Origin of the sequence: Bifidobacterium myosotis (assembly GCF_002259745.1) — a bacterium.
GTDB classification, from domain to species: domain Bacteria; phylum Actinomycetota; class Actinomycetes; order Actinomycetales; family Bifidobacteriaceae; genus Bifidobacterium; species Bifidobacterium myosotis.
In genome coordinates, this window is sequence record NZ_MWWW01000026.1 from 17350 (window position 1) to 35892 (window position 18543).

The window sequence follows — 18543 nt, forward strand, 5'->3', positions numbered from 1 at the left end:
CCCCGTACGCGAATCTCAGGGGGGGGGGCTTCGATTCGGAGCTTTCTCGTCTCCTGAGAGTGATGCGTGACGGCTCGTTTCGAAAATGCGTGTGCAATCCATTCGTGGGTGTGCGCATATAAAAATGACGAGGGATGGGGAGTCCAATGACGGGATCGAGAAGCGCACGACGGAGTTTGACTCGCTTGACGGCAATGCTGGCGGCCGTGTGCCTGTCCTGCATGGTGCCCGTGTCTCCGGCTGCGGCGGTGGAGGGGAATGACACTGCCGGTACACCGGATACGTCGGTACATCGGAATGGCGATACCGATGTGACAGGTCAGCATGCGCCGAGTGCGTCAACGGACGAGAACGGTGCCGATGATGCGCCGGATGCGACGGTGGATGGTGACGGTATAGCCGCTGATGAGCCGAACGCGGATACGCCGCCCGCCGACGATACAAGCAAGACCTCGGTGACATACAGGTATTACGACACTGAGAACGGCGAATGGAAGACCGGTCAGCCTGACACCTATACCACGGTGACGTCATCCACCAGAACATGGTCGAATGGCTGGTACGTCGCCGAGGGGAACGTGACAATTGATGACCGTGTCACTGTTAGCGGCAGCGTGCACCTGATTCTCAAGGACGGCGCTACGCTCGATGCCAACAAGGGCATCACCGTGGAATCAGGCAAGAGCCTGACCATCTACGTCCAATCCGAGAACCCGGACAATCAAGGCGCGCTGAATGCCACAGGAAGTGGGCAAGGAGCCGGCATAGGCGGTAGCAGTGAGAAGAAGACCGCCGGCGCAATCACCATCCACGGCGGCAGCGTTACAGCGCGAGGAGATCAGGCCGGTATTGGGGGTGTGGCGGCTACCACCAATAATGGCACCGACGATGCAAAAGGAACCAAGGCCGCTGAGGATGGTGCGGTGATTGTCTATGGCGGTAAAGTCAACGCAACCGGGGAAAGCAGTCATTATGAACGCAGTGCTGGTATCGCCGGAGATGCGATTACCGTCCACGGAGGCACCATCGTCGCAACCGGCGGGAAAAGCACAAATCGCACTGGTGGTGATGGTATCAATGGGGGTACAGTGGCCGTCAGCGGTGGTAACGTCACCGCGACTGGTGGACAGAGTAGCTTTTTTACCAGTGGTGCCGGTATCAATGGGGGTACAGTGACCGTTACCGGCGGTAATGTCACCGCGATGGGAGGAAGCAACGACTATGGTGGTGTTGGTATCAATGGGAATACGGTAACTGTCACCGGTGGTACCGTTACCGCGACAGGAGGAAGCGGCGCCAGTGGCGGTGCCGGAATCGGCGGCCCCACAGGCGCGGGCGGCAAGGTAATCATCACCGGTGGTACTGTTACCGCGACCGGAGGTAATGGCGAGTGGGGCATCGGCGATAAATGCGGTGCTGCTGGTATCGGCGGTGTCTCAGGTAAGCCTGGTGGAACAGTGACCATCAATGGTGGTGTCGTCATTGCCAAGGGAGGGAATGGCAGCAATGGTGGTGGTGCTGGTATCGGCGGTGGTGGCAACGTCGGGAGTAAAAATGGTGGTGCTGGCGGTACGGTGACCATTACGGGCGGTACTGTCACCGCAAGCGGTGGTACCGCCATCGATGCCAAAGACAAGCACGCCTCTGGTATCGGTGCTGGCAGCGACAACTCTTCGCATGGCTCGTTTGCCGTTGAAAATGGTGTGGTCGATGCGTCGAGCATCGGCGACCAGAACAACAAGGCCGAGTGGAACGGAATCGTGTTCGAGGGGAGCGACGGTCAGATTTACTTGTCCGGAGACGGCACATCGTTCACGTTGCAGCAGGATCTCTCCATCCCCGCTGGCAAGACGCTGACTGTTCCTGAAGGCGTGACGCTGACGATCCCTAAGGACGTGACGCTGACCATCCCTGAGAACGGCAAGTTGGTTGTTTCCCAGGGCGCCGCGTTGGAAAACAACGGAACCATCACCGGCAAGGGCACGCTTGATGGTCAGGGCGAGCTCACCGGAAACGCCCCTTCCGGCTCCATTACGATGAGCGACGGTCTGCGCAAGGAGACCACCATCACGGTATCTGTCACGCCCTCCGAATCAGTGACGGCCGGCTCCGAGATCACAATCACGGCGACTGTGACACAAGCCGCACAGGAGTCACAGACCTCCACCTCCACGATGACGCAGGCAGGCGCAATGCCGGTCGCCAGCGGCACGGTGGACTTTTACCGTGTGAGCGCCGTGGATGGGCAATCCTCTGATTTGGGGACAAAGCTCAATAAAGAACCAGTGGTTGTGGATAAGAACGGCAAAGCCGAATTGAAGGTGACGGTCGATGGTACGTGGTCTGAGTCCACGATCAAGGCCGTGTACTCCGCCGATGATTCCGACGGACTGCCTTGGCTCAAGTCGTCCACCGACGAGATCAAGTTGACCGTGGACCTCGTGAAGACCGAGACAGCGGTGACGATTAGCGCAAGCTCGGTGACGATCGGGTCCGCAGCCACGGTCACCGCGAAGGTGACGGCTCAGGGTGACTCGGCCATGCAGGTCTCGGCCGGTACGGTGGAGTTCCTGCTTGATGCCGTGGAAGGTGAAGGCGGAGTGTCACTTGGCTTGGCGACCGTAAGTAGCGGTAAAGCCACGCTGGATGTTGTCGTTTTCGACGAGCACTGGATTCTTGGCAAGCATACAATCACGGCCAAGTACTCCGGTACTACAACCTACGCGGCCTCCGAGGGAATGGCTTCGTTGACCGTGACTTCCACGCCGTCGAATACGACGATTGCAATCGATCCTCCCGGGTCGGTGACATTCGGTGCCTCAATCAAGGCGATTACCGCAACGGTCGTCACCGATAAGGGCACTTCGGTTACGGACGGAAAGGTCACGTTCCTGCTTGACGTTAAGGACGGCAAGCCAAGTGTTCAACTTGGCGAAGCGGAGGTAAAGAACGGCGCGGCCGTGCTGGAGAACATTGATATCTCCGGCGATAACTGGAAGTTGGGCGAGCACGCAATCACGGCCAAGTACTCAGGTTCCGAGCAATCCCCGTGGTATGAGCCATCCGAGGACTCGGCCGAGGTAACGGTGATAGCTCCCGCGCCCACCCCGTCTCCGTCTCCTTCCCCATATATGGGGTTGACGGTGTCGTCCAAGCCGAACAAGGTGGAGTATCGAATCGGCGAGGCGTTCGATGGTACGGGCATGGTGGTCAAGTACCGTAATCATGTGTTGGGCCCGGATCAGTACACGGTCGCGCTGGACACCTCCGTACCGGGCAAGGTGAAGGCATTCGTCACCTTGGACTCCGACCCTTCGCAGACGACGTCGTTCGAGGTGACCGTTGTGGTCTCGGACGTTCAGGTTCATCGTTTGTATAACCGTTGGGGCGGCGAGCATTTCTACACGGCCGGCGAGACGGAATACCGGGCGTTGGTGAAGGCCGGCTGGCGTGACGAAGGCGTGGCCTTCACGATGGCTGATTACGGTACTCCTGTGTACCGTCTGTATCTGAAGGGCGGCAAGCATCTGTTCACCACCTCGCGGCGCGAGCGTGATGCGCTGAAGGCGGCCGGTTGGCGGTATGAGGGTGTGGCCTTCCATGTGCGGGACGATGGCACGGCGAAGAGCCCGGTGCATCGGTTGTATAGCCCGTGGAGCGGCGACCACCTGTTGACGACAAGCACGAGCGAGCGTGGCGTGCTGGTGCTGTTCGGTTGGCGGTACGAGGGCGTCGCCTTCCAAGCCAAGTAATTCAAGGCGGCCGGTTCCACAGCTTGTGTCTGAGGAACCGGCCGCTCCATGCGTGGCAAGGTTATGTTCTGACCATGGTATTCTTGCAGGACGGGTGGGGCCGTGAGCTCGTTGTCGAGCTGATTTCATAATGCGATGAAGGGCGGGGCGCATGCTGTTGAGAATAGATTCCGCGAGGTTGCATGACCGGTTGCAGCAGCGACGGGAGATGATTGGTTTCGGCTCACGGGCCGCGCATCTTGTCGCTGTTGTCGAGGGTGTCTTTCTGATATTGACGGCTGTAACCACATCCATGGGGTATTGGTGGCGCATCGGATTCGTTGTTGTTGCTACGGTGGTTACGTTGTATGCCGTGATTTCCGTTATTATTACTTGGAGCAAAGGCTACAATGCCGATGATTTGTATCAGGAGATGGTTGCTTTGGATAGGACGGAACGACGCAGCAGTATCATCGCGATCAACGACGGTAACCGCTATCTCCTATACCATGACACAGCTTGGGACTGTGATTTCTTCCCGAATCACCCTACTTCCGAGAATGACGAGGATAATCTGCGTCGATTGACTCGCTACCTGTCGGATGGATTTGATATCCCGCAGTCCGATTTCACGCTGGTTCGCGTTGCTCATGAAAATCATGAAAAGTACTCCACCGAGCATCACGAAAAGCGCTGGTATGAGTATACGCTGTACCATGCCGACATAATTCGTATGCCTCAGGCCTGGCGGCATGACCAGTTCCATGTCGATTCCAAGGATTGTCTATGGATGACTGTGGAGCAGATGATGGATAATCCGATTATTCGTGAACGTAACGCCGATGTGGTGGGTATGGTCAGGCGGAGGCTGTAGAACCGTTTGGCGGCCCGTATACCGCCACTGAGCCAAGGAAGAACCATGCCGGATATCGATTTGAACAACATCGACCTGACGAATCTGGATCTGTCCGCACTGGACCGGATTGCCGTATGGTACGGCGGGCTGCCGTCCGTGGTGCAGACCGCGCTGACCGTCGTGGTGGGCGCGGTGGTGGCCTACGTGGCGTTCAAGATCGTGGCCAAGATCATCAAAGGCATCGTGGTATCGGCCATCGTTGCCATCCTCGCGTTCCTGCTGACCACCGTGCCCGGCAACATAATCCTCCATCAGGCGTACGACCGCGTCGAGCAGCAGGTCGCCACCAGCCTGAACAAATGACGGTCGAATGATAGGCCAGTGACAGGCAGATGACGGCGGCCCGGCTGGGCGATATTGGCCGAATACCCTGCCATGTGCCCAATAATGCCCAATACCGTGGCATAATCGGGCATATGCGTATTGTGATTCAGCGGGTGTCCCACGCCAGCGTGGACGTCGTCAATGAGTTGGGCACCCTTGACCCCACTTTCGAGCCGCAGCAGATCGGCCCCGGCTACATGATTCTGGTCGGTGTGGCCGATTCGGACGGCGACGCCGAAATCGCCTGGCTCGCGCACAAGGTACTTAACCTGCGCGTCTTCGAGGATGAGCACGACAAGATGAACCGTTCCATCCAGGACATCGGTGGCGAGATCCTCTCGATCTCCCAGTTCACGCTGTACGGCGACGTGCACAAGGGCAACCGTCCCAGCTTCATTAGGGCAGGCAAGCCCGAACATGCAAACCTGACATGGATCAAGTTCAACGAGGCATTGCGCTCCGGGGGAGTGCCGGTGCGGGAGGGCCGTTTCGGTGCGCACATGCGCGTCGGCCTGGTCAATGACGGACCGGTCACCATCGTCGTGGACACCGACGTGGACATGCCGCGCAAGGGCTGAGCGGCAGACGGCAATCGACGGCGACTGACGACGAGAAGCGAGAAGCGAACGATGAGGGTATTCGATTTCGACGGCACGATCTACGACGGCGAAAGCCTGTTCGACCTTTATCTGTTCAGCGCCAGATACGATGCGAAGGTCTTCCGCCACATCGCCCCGGTGCTGCGGTACGCCATCAAATACAAGCTCGGCAAGGCCACGCTTGAGCAGATGGAGCATGGCGTGGGCAAGGTCACGCAACGATACCTGCGTGACCTCAGCGGATCGAAAGGCATCGATGACCTTCGCGTCGCGGCGCTGGGAGAGGCGGCCAAGGCCGGGCTGGGCGACGACGTGCTCGCCGGCGACGCCGCGCACAGCATCGCCAAGGCCAAATCCGACGATTCGACCGGTGGACTCAAGTCGCTGGTCAGCGCGTTCTGGGACCGCAACATGTCCAAGATCAAGCCGTGGTACCACCCGCGGCCGGACGACGTGATCCTCACCGCGTCCTTCGACGTGACGGTGGGGGAGGCCTGCCGTCGGCTCGGCGTCATGCGGCTCATCGCCTCCACCATCAACCCGGAGACGCTTGAGGTCACGTACCTCAACTTCAACACCAACAAGCCCAAGCGTCTGCGCGAGGTGCTCGGGCCCGACGCCGTGATCGACGAGTTCTATACGGACAGCAAGTTCGACCAGCCCATGATCGACATGGCGCGCAAGGGGTTCATGGTCAAAGGCAACACCATTACGCAGGTGAAGTGACCCCAGACGATTCCGCTAGGTCGCGCATGGCTGGCCGTACGACGGCTATAGCAGCCATGATGGGCATACGCGGCGTCGGATTGGCCGGAGAAACAACGAAGAGGCTCCTCTCGCGACGAGAGAAGCCTCTTCATCAATGGTCGTGATCGCGCCCCATAATCACGCCTTGCAATCCCAACAGCGGCCAGCGCATCGGCGCCAAGGACAGACTGCTGGCGGGCGCATAACAGCCATCAACGGCGGTAATGACGGCGATGCTGCACGATGTGCTTGCCGCCATTACCGGCCTTGCCGTTCGGCCCCCACGGCCCGCGCGCCTCGGCCTTGAGCTGGGTGAGGTGATGCTTCATGGCCAGCAGCATGATGTGCGTGTCCTCAAGACCCAAATGGCGTTCGGCATCGTCCTCACGGAGCGCTCCCTGACGCTTCGCGTAGGCGTCGAGCGTGTTGTCGCCGTCGGGATGGCCCTCGCACGGAATCGAGCCCTCATCCCACAAGCGGCTCATCGGCAGCGTGTCGATGATCGTCACATGGCCGTCGCGGTACGCCTCGGCGTAACCGGCCACATTGAGCATAAAGAAGCTGTGCTCGAACGTGGCCATATGCGCCACGAACGGCTGCGAGGTCAGGCGCTTGAGCAGGTCGGCCTGCGCTTCCGGGTCCTCGTCGAAGAGCGGATACTCCTCGCCGACGCGCGTGCTGATGTCGATGCCGGTGAGCTGGATGATGAACGGGTTGCCGTGTCGGGCCGCCTCAGGCGAGACGCCGAACGAGAAGCGATGCTGGTCGTAGGCGTCGCCGCCCTGATAGTAGTCCTTGTCGTATTGGTAGTCGCCCGGCGCATCCTTCGGACGCGGCGAGGCCATGTTCATGTACTCGAAGCCCACGTCGATGATGTACGCGCGGTACGGTTCGGTGCCGTTGGTCTCCAGATCGATGCCCATCACCTTGTCCACGTCGCGGCCCGGCAGGAACACCTCGCGCCAGTAGTCCTTCGGCGCGGCGGCCATGCGGTCGGCCGTGTGCTCGGCCGCAGCGTGACGGAAGCGGGCGTACCGCGGCTCGGCCACCGCCGTCTCGTCGCGCGCCACCTGCTCGGTGTTCGGCACGGCGGGATTGTCGTCGTTGATCACCGGCTGGGCCTCGATGAGATAGTCGTTGCTGCCGGCGTCCGAGCTTGAGTCGGCCGGCGCGGACTCGTCGGGGCCTGCCTCCACGGAGCCGTAGCTCACCTCGTCGGCGTTCAGCAACGCCATCTGGCGATGGTGGCGGGCTTCCTCGCGCTTCTCGCGGTCGGCCTTGCGCTGCTCGGCGCGGGCGTTGACGATCTCAGCCGTGCGGTCCTGGATGTCGTCCACCGGCACATCGGCCGTGGCGGTGAGCACGGGTACGGTGACACGCTCGCGGTCCTCATCCGCAACCGTCCACAGCCCCTCGGCGACTCCGCGGTCGCGCAGCAGCGCGATCTCGTCGTTGAGGCGGCGGTCCGCGTACGCCAGGGCGCGTGGCAGTTCGTAGGTCTTGATGTGACGGTCGAAATCGCGCATGAACACCATGCTCATCTTCGCGATGATCGCCTCGAGACGGTCGCGGATCTGCAGATCCGCCTTCAGCAGGTTGTGTACGTTCGATTCGGCGCCCGGCTCCAGATCCGCCGGAGTGGCCACGCCGATGCCATGTTCGAGATCGAGCAGTCGCACCCAATCCCAGTTGATGTCGTTGTTATCCGCGTCCTTCAACATGATGTAGGACCACTGACTGATGGTTTCCTTGGCCTCGGTCAGCCAGGAACGATCGATAATTGAGTTATTCCCCATGCCTCCCCATCGTAGTGCGTTCGGGTTTCGTCGGGGAACACCGGCTCTGGCCTGAGTCCGTGGTGAGGTTGAACGGCCGGTGAATTCTTCGGTTCGGCCCGGGGTGAACAGTGCACGGCCCGCGCGTTTCGATTACGGTAGTGGGGACATCGCCGTCGCCCGACGTCATGACGCCGGGCATTGAAGGACCATCGAGGGAAACGAGGAACGACACATGAGCATGCCGCTCGATTTGTATGTGATTCGGCATGGGGAATCCGAGGCGAACGTAATCGTCCAGGCGGGCGACCGCGGCGACAACTCCCTGTACACGCAGGACAACGTCACCGTGCCCGACCGCTCCTGGAGGCTCACCGCCGTCGGACGCAAGCAGGCCGACTGCATCGGCCGGTGGATCGTGAGCCAACAGCAGCTGTTCGACCGGTACATGGTCTCGCCGTACGTGCGCACGCGCGAGACCGCCGCGACCATGGCCCTGCCCAAGGCCAAATGGGAGGAGAACCGGGTGATCCGCGAACGTTCGTGGGGCGAGATCAACACCATCACCAAGGACGAGTTCAAAACCCATTACGCGCGCAACTGGATGTTCAAGAACACGGACCCGCTGTACTGGCGTCCGCCGGCGGGCGAGTCGATCGCGGACGTGGCCGAGGACCGCGTCCACAACGTGCTCACCTCGCTGAGCCGCAAGTCCGACGCGGAATCGGTGGTGATGGTCACCCACGGCGATTTCATGCTCGCGCTCATGCTCACCATCGAGGACCTTTCGGACGAGGAGTTCCTGCACCGGGCCGATTCGGACGACTGGAAGATCACCAACTGCACCTGTCTGCACTACACCCGCCGCGATCCGGAGACCGGGCGGACGTCCAAGCGCGTGCGCTGGGAGCAGACCGCCCGGCCCGTGCTGGACGAGGAGTCCGGTCGCTGGGAGGTCAAGGTGGAGCCGTGGCGCGAGTTCAAGCGCCCGTACCTGTCCAACGGCGATCTGGTGGACGTGGTGCGCACCGTCGATCCCCATCTGCTCGACTACTACGGCAAGTAGAGCCGGGCCGTCGGGCGGCGGGGCGGCTTTTGCGCGGCGTGGTCCCAGGGTCCCGGGGCACCGGGGACCCCGGGCACCGGGGGTGCCGTGGCGCGGAAACGTTAAGGACAGGTGAACAGGTTACAATGGCACACGATGCGCGGGCGACGGTTGTGATGCGCCCGCGCGGGAGAGCCAAAGGAGTTTTCAGTTATGAAGAACCTGTTCACATGGTCCCTGCACGGCGACGGTAAGACGCTGCGCCCGGGCGAGGTGGTCGAGCCCGATGAGCGCCTGACCTGGGTGCGTACCGCGGGCATCGGCGCCCAGCACGTCATCGCCATGTTCGGTGCCACCTTCCTGGTGCCGATCCTCACGGGCTTCGACCCGTCCACCACGCTGTTCTTCACCGCCATGTCCACCGCACTGTTCCTGCTCATCAACAAGAACGTGCTGCCCAGCTATCTCGGCTCCTCGTTCGGTTTCATCGCGCCGATCACCGCGGTCACCACCGCGAACAAGGGCATCGCCGTGGCCAGCTTCGGCATCATGGTCACCGGCATCCTGCTCGCCCTGGTGGGCGTGCTCGTGCACTACGCGGGCGCCAAGTGGATCGATATCATCATGCCGCCGGTGGTCAACGGCGCGATCGTGGCCATCATCGGCTTCAATCTGGCACCCAGCGTCTGGAACAACTTCCAAGTCGCGCCCGACACCGCCGTCGTGACCCTGCTCGCGGTGCTGCTCGTGGCCGTGCTGTTCAAAGGTCTGCTCGGCCGACTCAACATCCTTGTCGGCGTGCTCATCGGCTACGTGTACGCCTGCTTCCGCGGTCAGGTGGACTTCTCCGCCATCAGCGAGGCCGGCTGGATCGGCTTCCCGAAGTTCCATCTGCCGCAGGCCGACTTCGCCATCCTGCCGATGTTCGTGCCCGTGGTGCTCGTGCTCGTGGCCGAGAACGTGGGCCACGTCAAGTCCGTGGCGCAGATGACCGGCCGCGACTACGACGACCAGATCGGCACCGCCCTGATGGCCGACGGCCTCGGCACCACGCTTGCCGGCTTCGGCGGCGGCTCCGGCACCACCACCTACGGCGAGAACATCGGCGTGATGGCCGCCACCAAGGTCTACTCCACGGCCGCCTATTGGTGCGCCGCCGCGTTCGCGCTCATCCTCTCGCTGTGTCCGAAGTTCGGCGCCGTGATCAACACCATCCCGGCCGGCGTGCTCGGCGGCGTGACCACGCTGCTCTACGGCATGATCGGCATGATCGGCATCCGCATCTGGGTGGAGAACAAGGTCAACTTCGACAAGCCGCTCAACATCATGGTGGCCGCCATCACGATGATCATCGCCATCGGCCAGTTCGCGTTCACCGTCTCCGGCATCTCGTTCAACGGCATCGCTATCGGCACCATCGTGATTCTCGTCGCCTACCACGGCCTCAAGGCCATCGGCAAGGCCACCGGCACCATCGCCAAGGACGATCCGGACATCCTGTAGGCTTCTGTAGGCCGTAAGGCCGTAGGTCGTAGGCTTGTAGGCCGGTATGCCACGAAGGCTCCCTCACACGTATGAGGGAGCCTTCGTCGTATCAGGTGCCGTACTGGTAAGGCAGGCCACCGGATTCCCGTTCCAGGACGAAAGTAGAGGGCTTCGGCTAGACTCACATGGTTTGCATATTTTACGCGATTACCATGCGTACCTATTGATGAAAGGCCATTGTGCCCTATAACAAGTTTGATGATTCCCAGAGCCCGGTCATGCCTGTTACCGGGACCTACGCCGATCGGGATGCCGATTTCGGCGACGCTGATGACATGACCGCCGACGAGACCGCAGCCCCCACCTTCGGCGAGCTTGGTGTGCCCGGCCCGCTCGTGCGCGTGCTGGCCGCCGACGGCAAGAAAACTGCTTTCCCCATCCAGGCGGACACCCTGCCCGATTCCCTCGCCGGTCGTGACGTGCTGGGCCGTGGCCGTACCGGCTCCGGCAAGACCCTCGCCTTCTGCCTGCCTCTCGTGGCCCGTCTGGGCTCCTATGATTCGCTCGGCGAGATCGCGATGAACGAGTTTCGTCGTGAGATGAAGCGCCGTCAGAAGGAGCGCCTCGAGGAACGCCGTGCCGACGACTACCTGCCGCACCCGCGCGGCCTCGTGCTTGCCCCGACCCGTGAGCTCGCCAACCAGATCAACGACGTGCTGCTGCCTCTGGCGCACATGTACGGCATGACCACCACCACTATCTACGGCGGCGTGAACCAGAACCGTCAGGTGCGTGACCTCAAGGCCGGCGCGGACATCGTGGTGGCCTGCCCCGGCCGTCTCGAGGACCTGCTGCGCCAGAAGCTGCTGACCCTGTCCTCCGTGGAAGTGGTGGTGATCGACGAGGCCGACCAGATGGCGGACATGGGCTTCCTGCCGCCGGTCAAGCGTCTGCTCGAACAGGTCCGTTCCGACGCGCAGCACATGCTGTTCTCCGCCACGCTCGACCACGGCGTGGACGAGGTGGTCAACGACTTCCTGCACGATCCCAAGGTGCACAGCGTCGACTCCGCCACCGCCGAGCCCGACCTCATGACCCAGCATGTGTTCGAGATCACCCACGCCGACAAGCATGAGCTCGTGCGCACGCTCGCCTCCGGCTCGGGCCAGCGCATCCTGTTCACGCGCACCAAGTTCCAGGCCAAGAAGCTGGCCAAGAACCTTATCCAGAACGGCATCCCCGCCGCCGAACTGCACGGCAACCTCAATCAGAACCAGCGCGACCGCAATCTTGCGGCGTTCGAATCCGGCGACGTGCATGTGATGGTCGCCACCGATGTGGCCGCCCGCGGCATCGACGTGAGCGGCGTCGAGCTGGTGGTGCAGGTCGAGCCGCCGGACGATCCGAAGTCCTTCCTGCACAGGTCGGGCCGTACCGCACGCGCCGGTCGCGCAGGCGACGTGGTGACGCTCGTGCTGCCCGAACAGCGCCGTGAAGCCCGCAGGACCCTCCGGTTCGCCGGCATCAAGGTACAGCCGGTGGCCGTGACCCACGAATCCCCCGAAGTGCTGGAATTGGTAGGCGAGACGGCCCCGCTGGTCCAGAATTGGAGCCTTGACAAGTCGCAGCCGGTGGGCGGTGGCCGCAACGGCGGCAGGAAGACCGGCCGTGGCGGTTCCGTTCGCGCCACGCTGAGCGAGCAGGACATTCAGGAACGCAACGCGCGCAAGAAGGACCGTCGTCGCCGTCGTGCGGCCGAACGGCTTGAACGCGCCACGGCGGGCGATGCCATGTCGATGGACTCCGGCGCCATGGATACGGCCGGCCGCAGCGCCGGACATGGTTTCGGAAACGCGGCCAAGGGGAGTGGCAGGCCGCAGCGTGACGACGAGCGTGCGACGCGTCGCGAAACGAGTCGTGACACGGAACCCTGTATCAAGAACCGCGCCGAGCGTCGCGCCGGGATGAGCGACCCGGCCGCCGAACGCCGTGACTATCTGTTCGAGCATCCCGAAGAGCGTCGTGGCGGCCGTCCGAAGGCCGACAACCGTCGTGCGGACGGTGGTGAGCGTCGTGAGGACGGTCACCGCGTTTCCAAGCGTGATGCCGCTCGTCGTGGCGTCAACCATTACGGGGACGGTCGGTTCGATGGCAATCGCGGTAACGGCGCTGATCGCCGGGAATCGGACCGTTTCGGCTCGTCCCGTCGCAATGATGATCGCCGGCAGGGCAGCGGTGGTAAGCGCATCCATCGCAGGAACGAGAACCGTATCATCAGTGATGAGCGCGGTGAGGCCGCCAAGCGACACGATCGCCGCATGATGGCCAAATACGGCACCACCGAGGCGCCGCATCGCCGTCATCATGCCAAGACGCGTGCGCCCTTCCGCATGGGCGGCACCCGTTCCGGACGCCGGTAAGACGTGACGGCTCCCTTTGTGGGATTGAATGGTGTAGGTTCCACTCGTTGAAGTTCCGAGCCCATAGTGGCTCCCCTCTCTGAGGGGAGCTGTCAGTTGGCTGGAAGGCCGAACTGGTCATCGACGATAGGCTCCCCTCTCTGAGGGGAGCTGTCAACGAAGCTGACTGAGGGGAGCCCAGTCATCCGAGGACTCCCCTCAGTCTCACTCCGTTCGACAGCTCCCCTCAGAGAGGGGAGCCATATTTGCCAAGATATCCCCGGCCGAGTGTCGCTGACAGCCCTCAGAGGAGAGCAGCTATGGCATTACCGGCCCCTAAATGCCGCGTTCAGTACCGGTACAGCACGGTGCCGTCGGCATCGGTGATGGTGAAGGTGGGGGATTCCTCCACGCTGAGCGCCACGGTCAGCGCATGCCGTCCGTCGGCGCCGACGGAACGGTAGACGAATCGCTTGTTTTCCAGTTCGATTGCCTCGGTGCGCGCGTCGAGCAGCCACGGGTTGCGCCGCCGCAGGGCGATCAGCGCCTGATGCATTCGGTAGATGGGCTCGCCGAGGCGAGACAGCTGGTCGGGGGAGTCGGGGAACTTCGGGCGGATGTCATCGTCGCCGCCGAACCGCTCCTGCTTGACGCCCACATACCCCTGCTCGTCGCCGTAGTAGATGGACGGCACGCCGCCCACTGTCATCAGCACCGCCAAGGCGAGCGCGGCCTTGGCCGGTCCGATCTGCGAGGCGATGCGCGTCACGTCGTGATTGCCGATGAATGTCTGCGGCACGAAGGAGTCCAGAAAGGCGTTGTGCCGCTTGAGGTTCCAGTCCAGCTCGAAGAAGTTGTCCGTCTCGAGCGCATGCTGGATCGACTTCCACAGCTCGTACTGTGTGACCGAATCCATGGTGGATTCCTCCACGATGCGCGGATAGTCGCCGTGAATCACCTCGCCGAAGATCCACGAGTACGGATGCGCGGCCCTGACATGCGGCAGCACGCGGGCCCAGAACGAGGTCGGCACGGCGTATGCGGCGTCGAGACGCCAGCCCGTGGCGCCCCGGTCGAGCCAATGGTTCATCACACGGGCCACATAGCGCACTGTGCGCTCATCATCGTGATCGAGATCGACGAGCCGGTCATGGCCCTCGAACACATCCAGCGTAGGTGTCCCGTCGTCGTTGACGCGGGCCTTGACCAGCCCTCGCCACGGTTCGTCATCTGGGGAGAGGCGGCCGCGGGCTTCGTCGAGCGCGGCACGCACCGCCGGATGGTTGAGCGAGACGTGGTTGAACACGCCGTCCAGCACCATCGACAGTCCCATATCCCGGCAGGCCTCCGCGAGATGGTCGAACGCCGCATCGTCGCCGAGCCGCACATCCACATGCATGTGGTCGAGCGTGTCGTATCCATGCGTGTCGGATTCGAAAATCGGGCCCAGCAGCAGTCCTGACGCGCCGAGATCGCGCGCATAGCCGAGCCAGTCGACCATCGCGTCAAGACCGCGGCCATGGAACTCGCGCGGACCGGACGGCCGGATATCCGCGCCGCAGAATCCCAGCGGATACACATGCCAGAACACGCCGTACTTCACCCAATCGGGCAGTTCATGCCTCATTGTCTCATTGACGACCATTTGCACGCCTTCCTGTTGACAGCGTGTCCATTTTCTCATATCCGCCCGGCAGAGAACGGATATGCCGGTAAGGAGTTGTCGGCGCGCTGCTGAAATGCGCATATTTAAGAGACGAACCACTACCACAGAGGGATTTATCAGTCCATTCGGCATCCAACGCGGACATGATGGCGTGCGGCCCTATCGCAGCGGGGCTTATGCATCCCGCTACCGGTGTGTGTTGATCCACAGGATCGCGAGCTGTGTGCGATTGGTGAGACCGAGTTTGTCGAGCATCGCGCTGATGCGGTTGCGTACGGTGCCCTCGCTCAAATACAGTCTGTGCGCGATGTCGCGGTTGTCAAGCCCTTCGGCCACCAGCGCGGCGATGTCCCGTTCACGTTCGTTGAGCGTCTCTTCGACGGACTGGGCGTCGTCGGCCACCGGGTCGTGGATTGTTGAACTGTGGACTGTCCGGTTGCCGGAGACGCCGTGATTGTCTCGGTTGTCGAGATGACCGGAGACGTCAGAGATGCCGGAAGCTCCGGGCCGGAAACCGGTGGAGGGCCGACCGCCCGGCGTGCCACCGACTTCGGCCGGGCCGGTCAGTTTGCCGAGTACTTCGGCACCCATCACCACCTGACCGGCCATCACCGCCTGAATCGCCGGGCCGACCGCCGCCACGTCCTGCTTGATGAGGTAGCCTTTCGCGCCCAACGCCATCGCCTGCGCGATGTACGAGCGGTCCGCGAACGTGGTGAGGAACAGGATGCGCGCCGCCGGGTCCTTCCTGAGAATCTCCTTCGCGGCGGCCAGCCCGTCCTTGCCGGGCATCTGGATGTCGATGAGCAGCACATCCGGCCGGCTGGAGGGCGTTTCGAAATACCGTCCGACGGCCGTCTCGCCGTCATGCGCGGTCCACAGCACCTTGGCCGCGCCGGTTGTGGTGAGAATGGTCGCCAATGACTGGCAGACGATGGGGTCGTCGTCCACGATTGCAATGCTCATGATGCCCTCGATTGCCTCGCTGTGATGATACGTGCGCCTTGTGTTCTTTGTGTGCCTTGTGCGCCTTGCGTGTCCGTCGCCGAGCGCCACCGGGCCTTCGGTATCGAGACGAACACCCGCCAGCCGGTGCCGTACGGGCCACACAGCGAGGTGCCGCCCAACGCCCGCGCTCTCGATTCGATGTCCGCCAAGCCCATGCCGCGTTGGGATTCATCGGGCGACGCGCCGGTGGATTCGCCGACGGAGCCGGACGAGTTCGGACCTTCCAAGCCGGCAGTACGCCGTCCCGTCACGAGGCCGTCAGTGGGGCCGTCATCCTGCGCGGCCGGACCGGGGTCCTGCACGACCAGCTGCCACAGCGCGGGCATATCGCGCAGCGTTACGGTCGCCTCACACGCCTCACTGTGATGCACCACATTGGACAGTGCCTCGCGGATCACCGTGGCGAAACAACGCGTCACCGGTGCCGGAGCCGAATCGATGTCGCTTGTCAGCCGCACCGAGAAGCCGGGGGAGACGCCGTCGAATGAACGGACCGCGTCCCCGATCTGCGCGGCGAAATCGGTGCCGTCGTCCTCCAGGTCATGCACGGACCTGCGCACCATCGTCATCGCGTCGTGCAGCGTCCCGCCCAACGAATCGAATTCCTGGACGGCCACGGTGTCGCCGGTCGCGTCGGCCACCGCGCGCCCCGCCTGCGCCTGCATGATCGCGCGCGTGAGCAGATGTCCCACATTGTCGTGGATTTCGCGGGCGATGCGCGTGCGTTCGCCGAGCGTGGCCATCCGCACCGCCTGCGCGCGCTCCTCGGCGACATCCGCGAGCCGCAGGCGATGCGTGCGCGTGGATTCGCGCGTGCTGTCCCGCAGATGCCGCACCTGACGTGTCAGTGACGTTGCGCGTCGGGAATCGGCGCCCCATGCGAAGCCGACGCATGTGAGCAGTGCGAGGAACGTCACCGGCATCATCGGGTGGTCCTCGCCGGAGAGCATCGTGAACGACGACGTGGCTGCGCTCGTGTGATCGGTGCTGGCGGCCATCAGTGTGCCTGTGCCCGTCAGCGTGCTTGTCAGCGCGGCCGCCAATGGGATGGTCCACATCCATCGTGCAAGCGGCGCAAGACGGTTCACGGACCTCTTCATCTGGATGGCCAGGCCGTACGACGAGCGTGATTTGGCCGGTTCGGTCGTATCGGTTGCCGTGGCATGGTGCCCCGACGTGCCCGGGGCGGAAACGACGGAATCGGAGAGATGCGGTGCCGGTGGCATGCGCCCCGCATCATAGGCGACGAGCGGCAGAAACGCGCGCCACAGGGGAAGGAACACGGCGGCCAGTGCGAATGACACGGACGGCAACCATCCCCACCGGCTCGCGGCAAGCCATTCGGCAACGCTTGTGGCGCAGACCGCGGCCAGCAGTGCGGCGACCAGCGTGGCATCGGTCTGCGCATGGAGATTCAGCGCCAGCAGCAGGCTTATTGCCGCCAGTAGTCCCTTCTCCGCCACAATCCGCATGAAATCCTCCGCCCTGAATGCCTGCCTTCAAGCCTACCCGTAACGGTCGTGTTTGCGTCGATGGAATCATCGTTCGTTCCGGTTGAAGGCGTTGTCGTCTTGATTTCCTGGTGGACGGCCGTACCGCGATGCTGTCCGTGATGCTGTTCGAGATGCTGTTCGAGATGCAAAGTGGTGGGGCGGAGGGACAATGGGAGAAGTGACTTCCTGCGCCGCGCTGTTCGAGATGCGGAGTGGCGGGACGCAAGTGCAGAATTGGGGGTTTTGCACTTCCGTCCCGATTTGCTGTGGGACGGAAGTGCATTCCGGCCTGTTTTGCACGTGCGTCCCGCGCCTTATCTCGTGGAATCATTGGAATTCCGCCGTTTCTCCAAAAGTGAGGTGGGTGGCCCTGTGGGATGCAAATGCAGATTCGGCTGTTTTGCACGTGCGTCCCGTATCTGCCTTGTACTCGCCCCGTATCATCACGGGGCGGAAACGTGTTTCGGGGAGTTGCGCCACCTGTGCGTCCCCGCGTCCGGTAGTTGTGACGCCGCTAGCTATGGCTCCGCCGCGGAAAACCGATGGAGGCCGCTCGCCGCATATACCGCGCAGGGTTGCATATGCGGCGTAACCGATGACAAATGTCACTGCGTCAAGGACGGAACGTGACGTTTGTGGCTGGCCGGGCAACCCCGCGCTTGGGATGATGGAGGCAACCCGAGAAGGGGACAATCCCAGGAAAGGAGCGGATATGGCGGACGACAGCACGACCCGCGCAACCCTCACGGCCGCCTCGGCCTTCGACGGCGAGGAAGACGCGGTCCGAACTGGCCAGGGCGCCCAGACACCCAACGCCGCTCGGGCTGTGACAACACCGGCCGGGACAACGCCGGCCGGGACAACGCCGGCCGGGACAACGCCGGTTACGACAACACCGGCCGAAAAAACGCAGTCGGATGCGGCAGCGAGGCAGTCGGATACGGCGGTGCCGGATTCGAAACCCGCGACAGGTGACGCAGACAACGAGACCCCGGCCGTCAGCGTTTCGAAACTCGTCAAGCACTACGGCGACATGGTGGCCCTCGACTACTTCGACCTCGAGGTGCGGCAGGGCGAGATCTTCGGCCTACTTGGCCCCAACGGCTCCGGCAAGACCACGGCGATCAACTGCATCCTCGCCCTGCTCACCTACGATTCGGGCACCATCCGCGTCTTCGGCCAGCCGATGACGCCCACCAGCTACGCGCTCAAACGCCGCATCGGCATCGTGCCGCAGAACGTGGCCGTGTTCAACGAGCTCACCGTCACCGAGAACATCGACTACTTCTGCTCCCTGTACGTGCCGAAGAAGGCCGACCGCGCCCCGCTGGTCGAGGAGGCGATCGAATTCGCCG

At 62.7% G+C, this 18543-nt stretch carries 13 protein-coding genes; 9 read left to right on the plus strand and 4 right to left on the minus strand.

What is annotated here, in order from left to right; all coding sequences use genetic code 11:
- Positions 1 to 194 precede the first annotated feature (194 nt).
- From BMYO_RS09615 to BMYO_RS09635, 5 genes are all read left to right on the plus strand, one after another.
- Positions 195 to 3752 (plus strand): Ig-like domain repeat protein, encoded by a 3558-nt coding sequence (locus tag BMYO_RS09615; protein ID WP_233428252.1) that lies wholly within the window; start codon positions 195 to 197, stop codon positions 3750 to 3752.
- A gap of 151 nt (positions 3753 to 3903) precedes the next feature.
- Positions 3904 to 4605 carry a DUF1206 domain-containing protein gene (locus BMYO_RS09620; RefSeq protein ID WP_233428248.1) on the plus strand — a complete coding sequence of 234 codons (702 nt, stop codon included), beginning with the start codon at positions 3904 to 3906 and terminating at the stop codon, positions 4603 to 4605.
- Positions 4606 to 4650: 45 nt separating this feature from the next.
- A complete protein-coding gene (locus BMYO_RS09625; protein ID WP_094668253.1) occupies positions 4651 to 4950 on the plus strand; it encodes a hypothetical protein in 300 nt (99 codons plus the stop codon).
- 113 nt (positions 4951 to 5063) lie between these two features.
- A complete protein-coding gene (gene dtd / locus BMYO_RS09630) occupies positions 5064 to 5549 on the plus strand; it encodes a D-aminoacyl-tRNA deacylase (protein ID WP_094668254.1) in 486 nt (161 codons plus the stop codon).
- Positions 5550 to 5600: 51 nt separating this feature from the next.
- The gene (locus BMYO_RS09635; protein ID WP_094668255.1) at positions 5601 to 6296 is read left to right on the plus strand and encodes a haloacid dehalogenase-like hydrolase; all 696 of its coding nucleotides are present in this window, start codon (positions 5601 to 5603) and stop codon (positions 6294 to 6296) included.
- Positions 6297 to 6529: 233 nt separating this feature from the next.
- Here BMYO_RS09635 and BMYO_RS09640 read toward each other — a convergent pair whose 3' ends face one another.
- The gene (locus BMYO_RS09640; protein ID WP_233428249.1) at positions 6530 to 8113 is read right to left on the minus strand and encodes a PolC-type DNA polymerase III domain-containing protein; all 1584 of its coding nucleotides are present in this window, start codon (positions 8111 to 8113) and stop codon (positions 6530 to 6532) included.
- 214 nt (positions 8114 to 8327) lie between these two features.
- Here BMYO_RS09640 and BMYO_RS09645 point away from each other — a divergent pair, with 214 nt between their 5' ends.
- The 3 genes from BMYO_RS09645 (at position 8328) to BMYO_RS09655 (ending at position 13042) form a co-directional block, all read left to right on the plus strand.
- Positions 8328 to 9158, plus strand: a complete 831-nt coding sequence (locus BMYO_RS09645; RefSeq protein WP_094668256.1) for a histidine phosphatase family protein — start codon at positions 8328 to 8330, stop codon at positions 9156 to 9158.
- A gap of 192 nt (positions 9159 to 9350) precedes the next feature.
- Positions 9351 to 10640 (plus strand): uracil-xanthine permease family protein, encoded by a 1290-nt coding sequence (locus tag BMYO_RS09650; protein ID WP_094668257.1) that lies wholly within the window; start codon positions 9351 to 9353, stop codon positions 10638 to 10640.
- 221 nt (positions 10641 to 10861) lie between these two features.
- A complete protein-coding gene (locus BMYO_RS09655) occupies positions 10862 to 13042 on the plus strand; it encodes a DEAD/DEAH box helicase (RefSeq protein WP_420807310.1) in 2181 nt (726 codons plus the stop codon).
- A 328-nt stretch (positions 13043 to 13370) separates the two neighbouring features.
- Here the strand turns inward: BMYO_RS09655 and BMYO_RS09660 are convergent, their stop codons facing one another.
- The 3 genes from BMYO_RS09660 to BMYO_RS09670 form a co-directional block, all read right to left on the minus strand.
- A complete protein-coding gene (locus BMYO_RS09660; RefSeq protein WP_233428250.1) occupies positions 13371 to 14648 on the minus strand; it encodes an alpha-amylase family protein in 1278 nt (425 codons plus the stop codon).
- Between the two features lie 225 nt (positions 14649 to 14873).
- Positions 14874 to 15653, minus strand: a complete 780-nt coding sequence (locus BMYO_RS09665; protein WP_094668259.1) for a response regulator transcription factor — start codon at positions 15651 to 15653, stop codon at positions 14874 to 14876.
- A complete protein-coding gene (locus BMYO_RS09670) occupies positions 15650 to 17167 on the minus strand; it encodes a sensor histidine kinase (RefSeq protein ID WP_169834131.1) in 1518 nt (505 codons plus the stop codon). Before BMYO_RS09670 ends, BMYO_RS09665 begins: the two co-directional genes overlap by 4 nt.
- Positions 17168 to 17900: 733 nt before the next feature.
- On the opposite strand from BMYO_RS09670, the gene BMYO_RS12235 reads away from it, so the two are divergent.
- A partial coding sequence (locus BMYO_RS12235) for an ABC transporter ATP-binding protein (protein WP_233428251.1) occupies positions 17901 to 18543 on the plus strand: 643 nt, incomplete at its 3' end.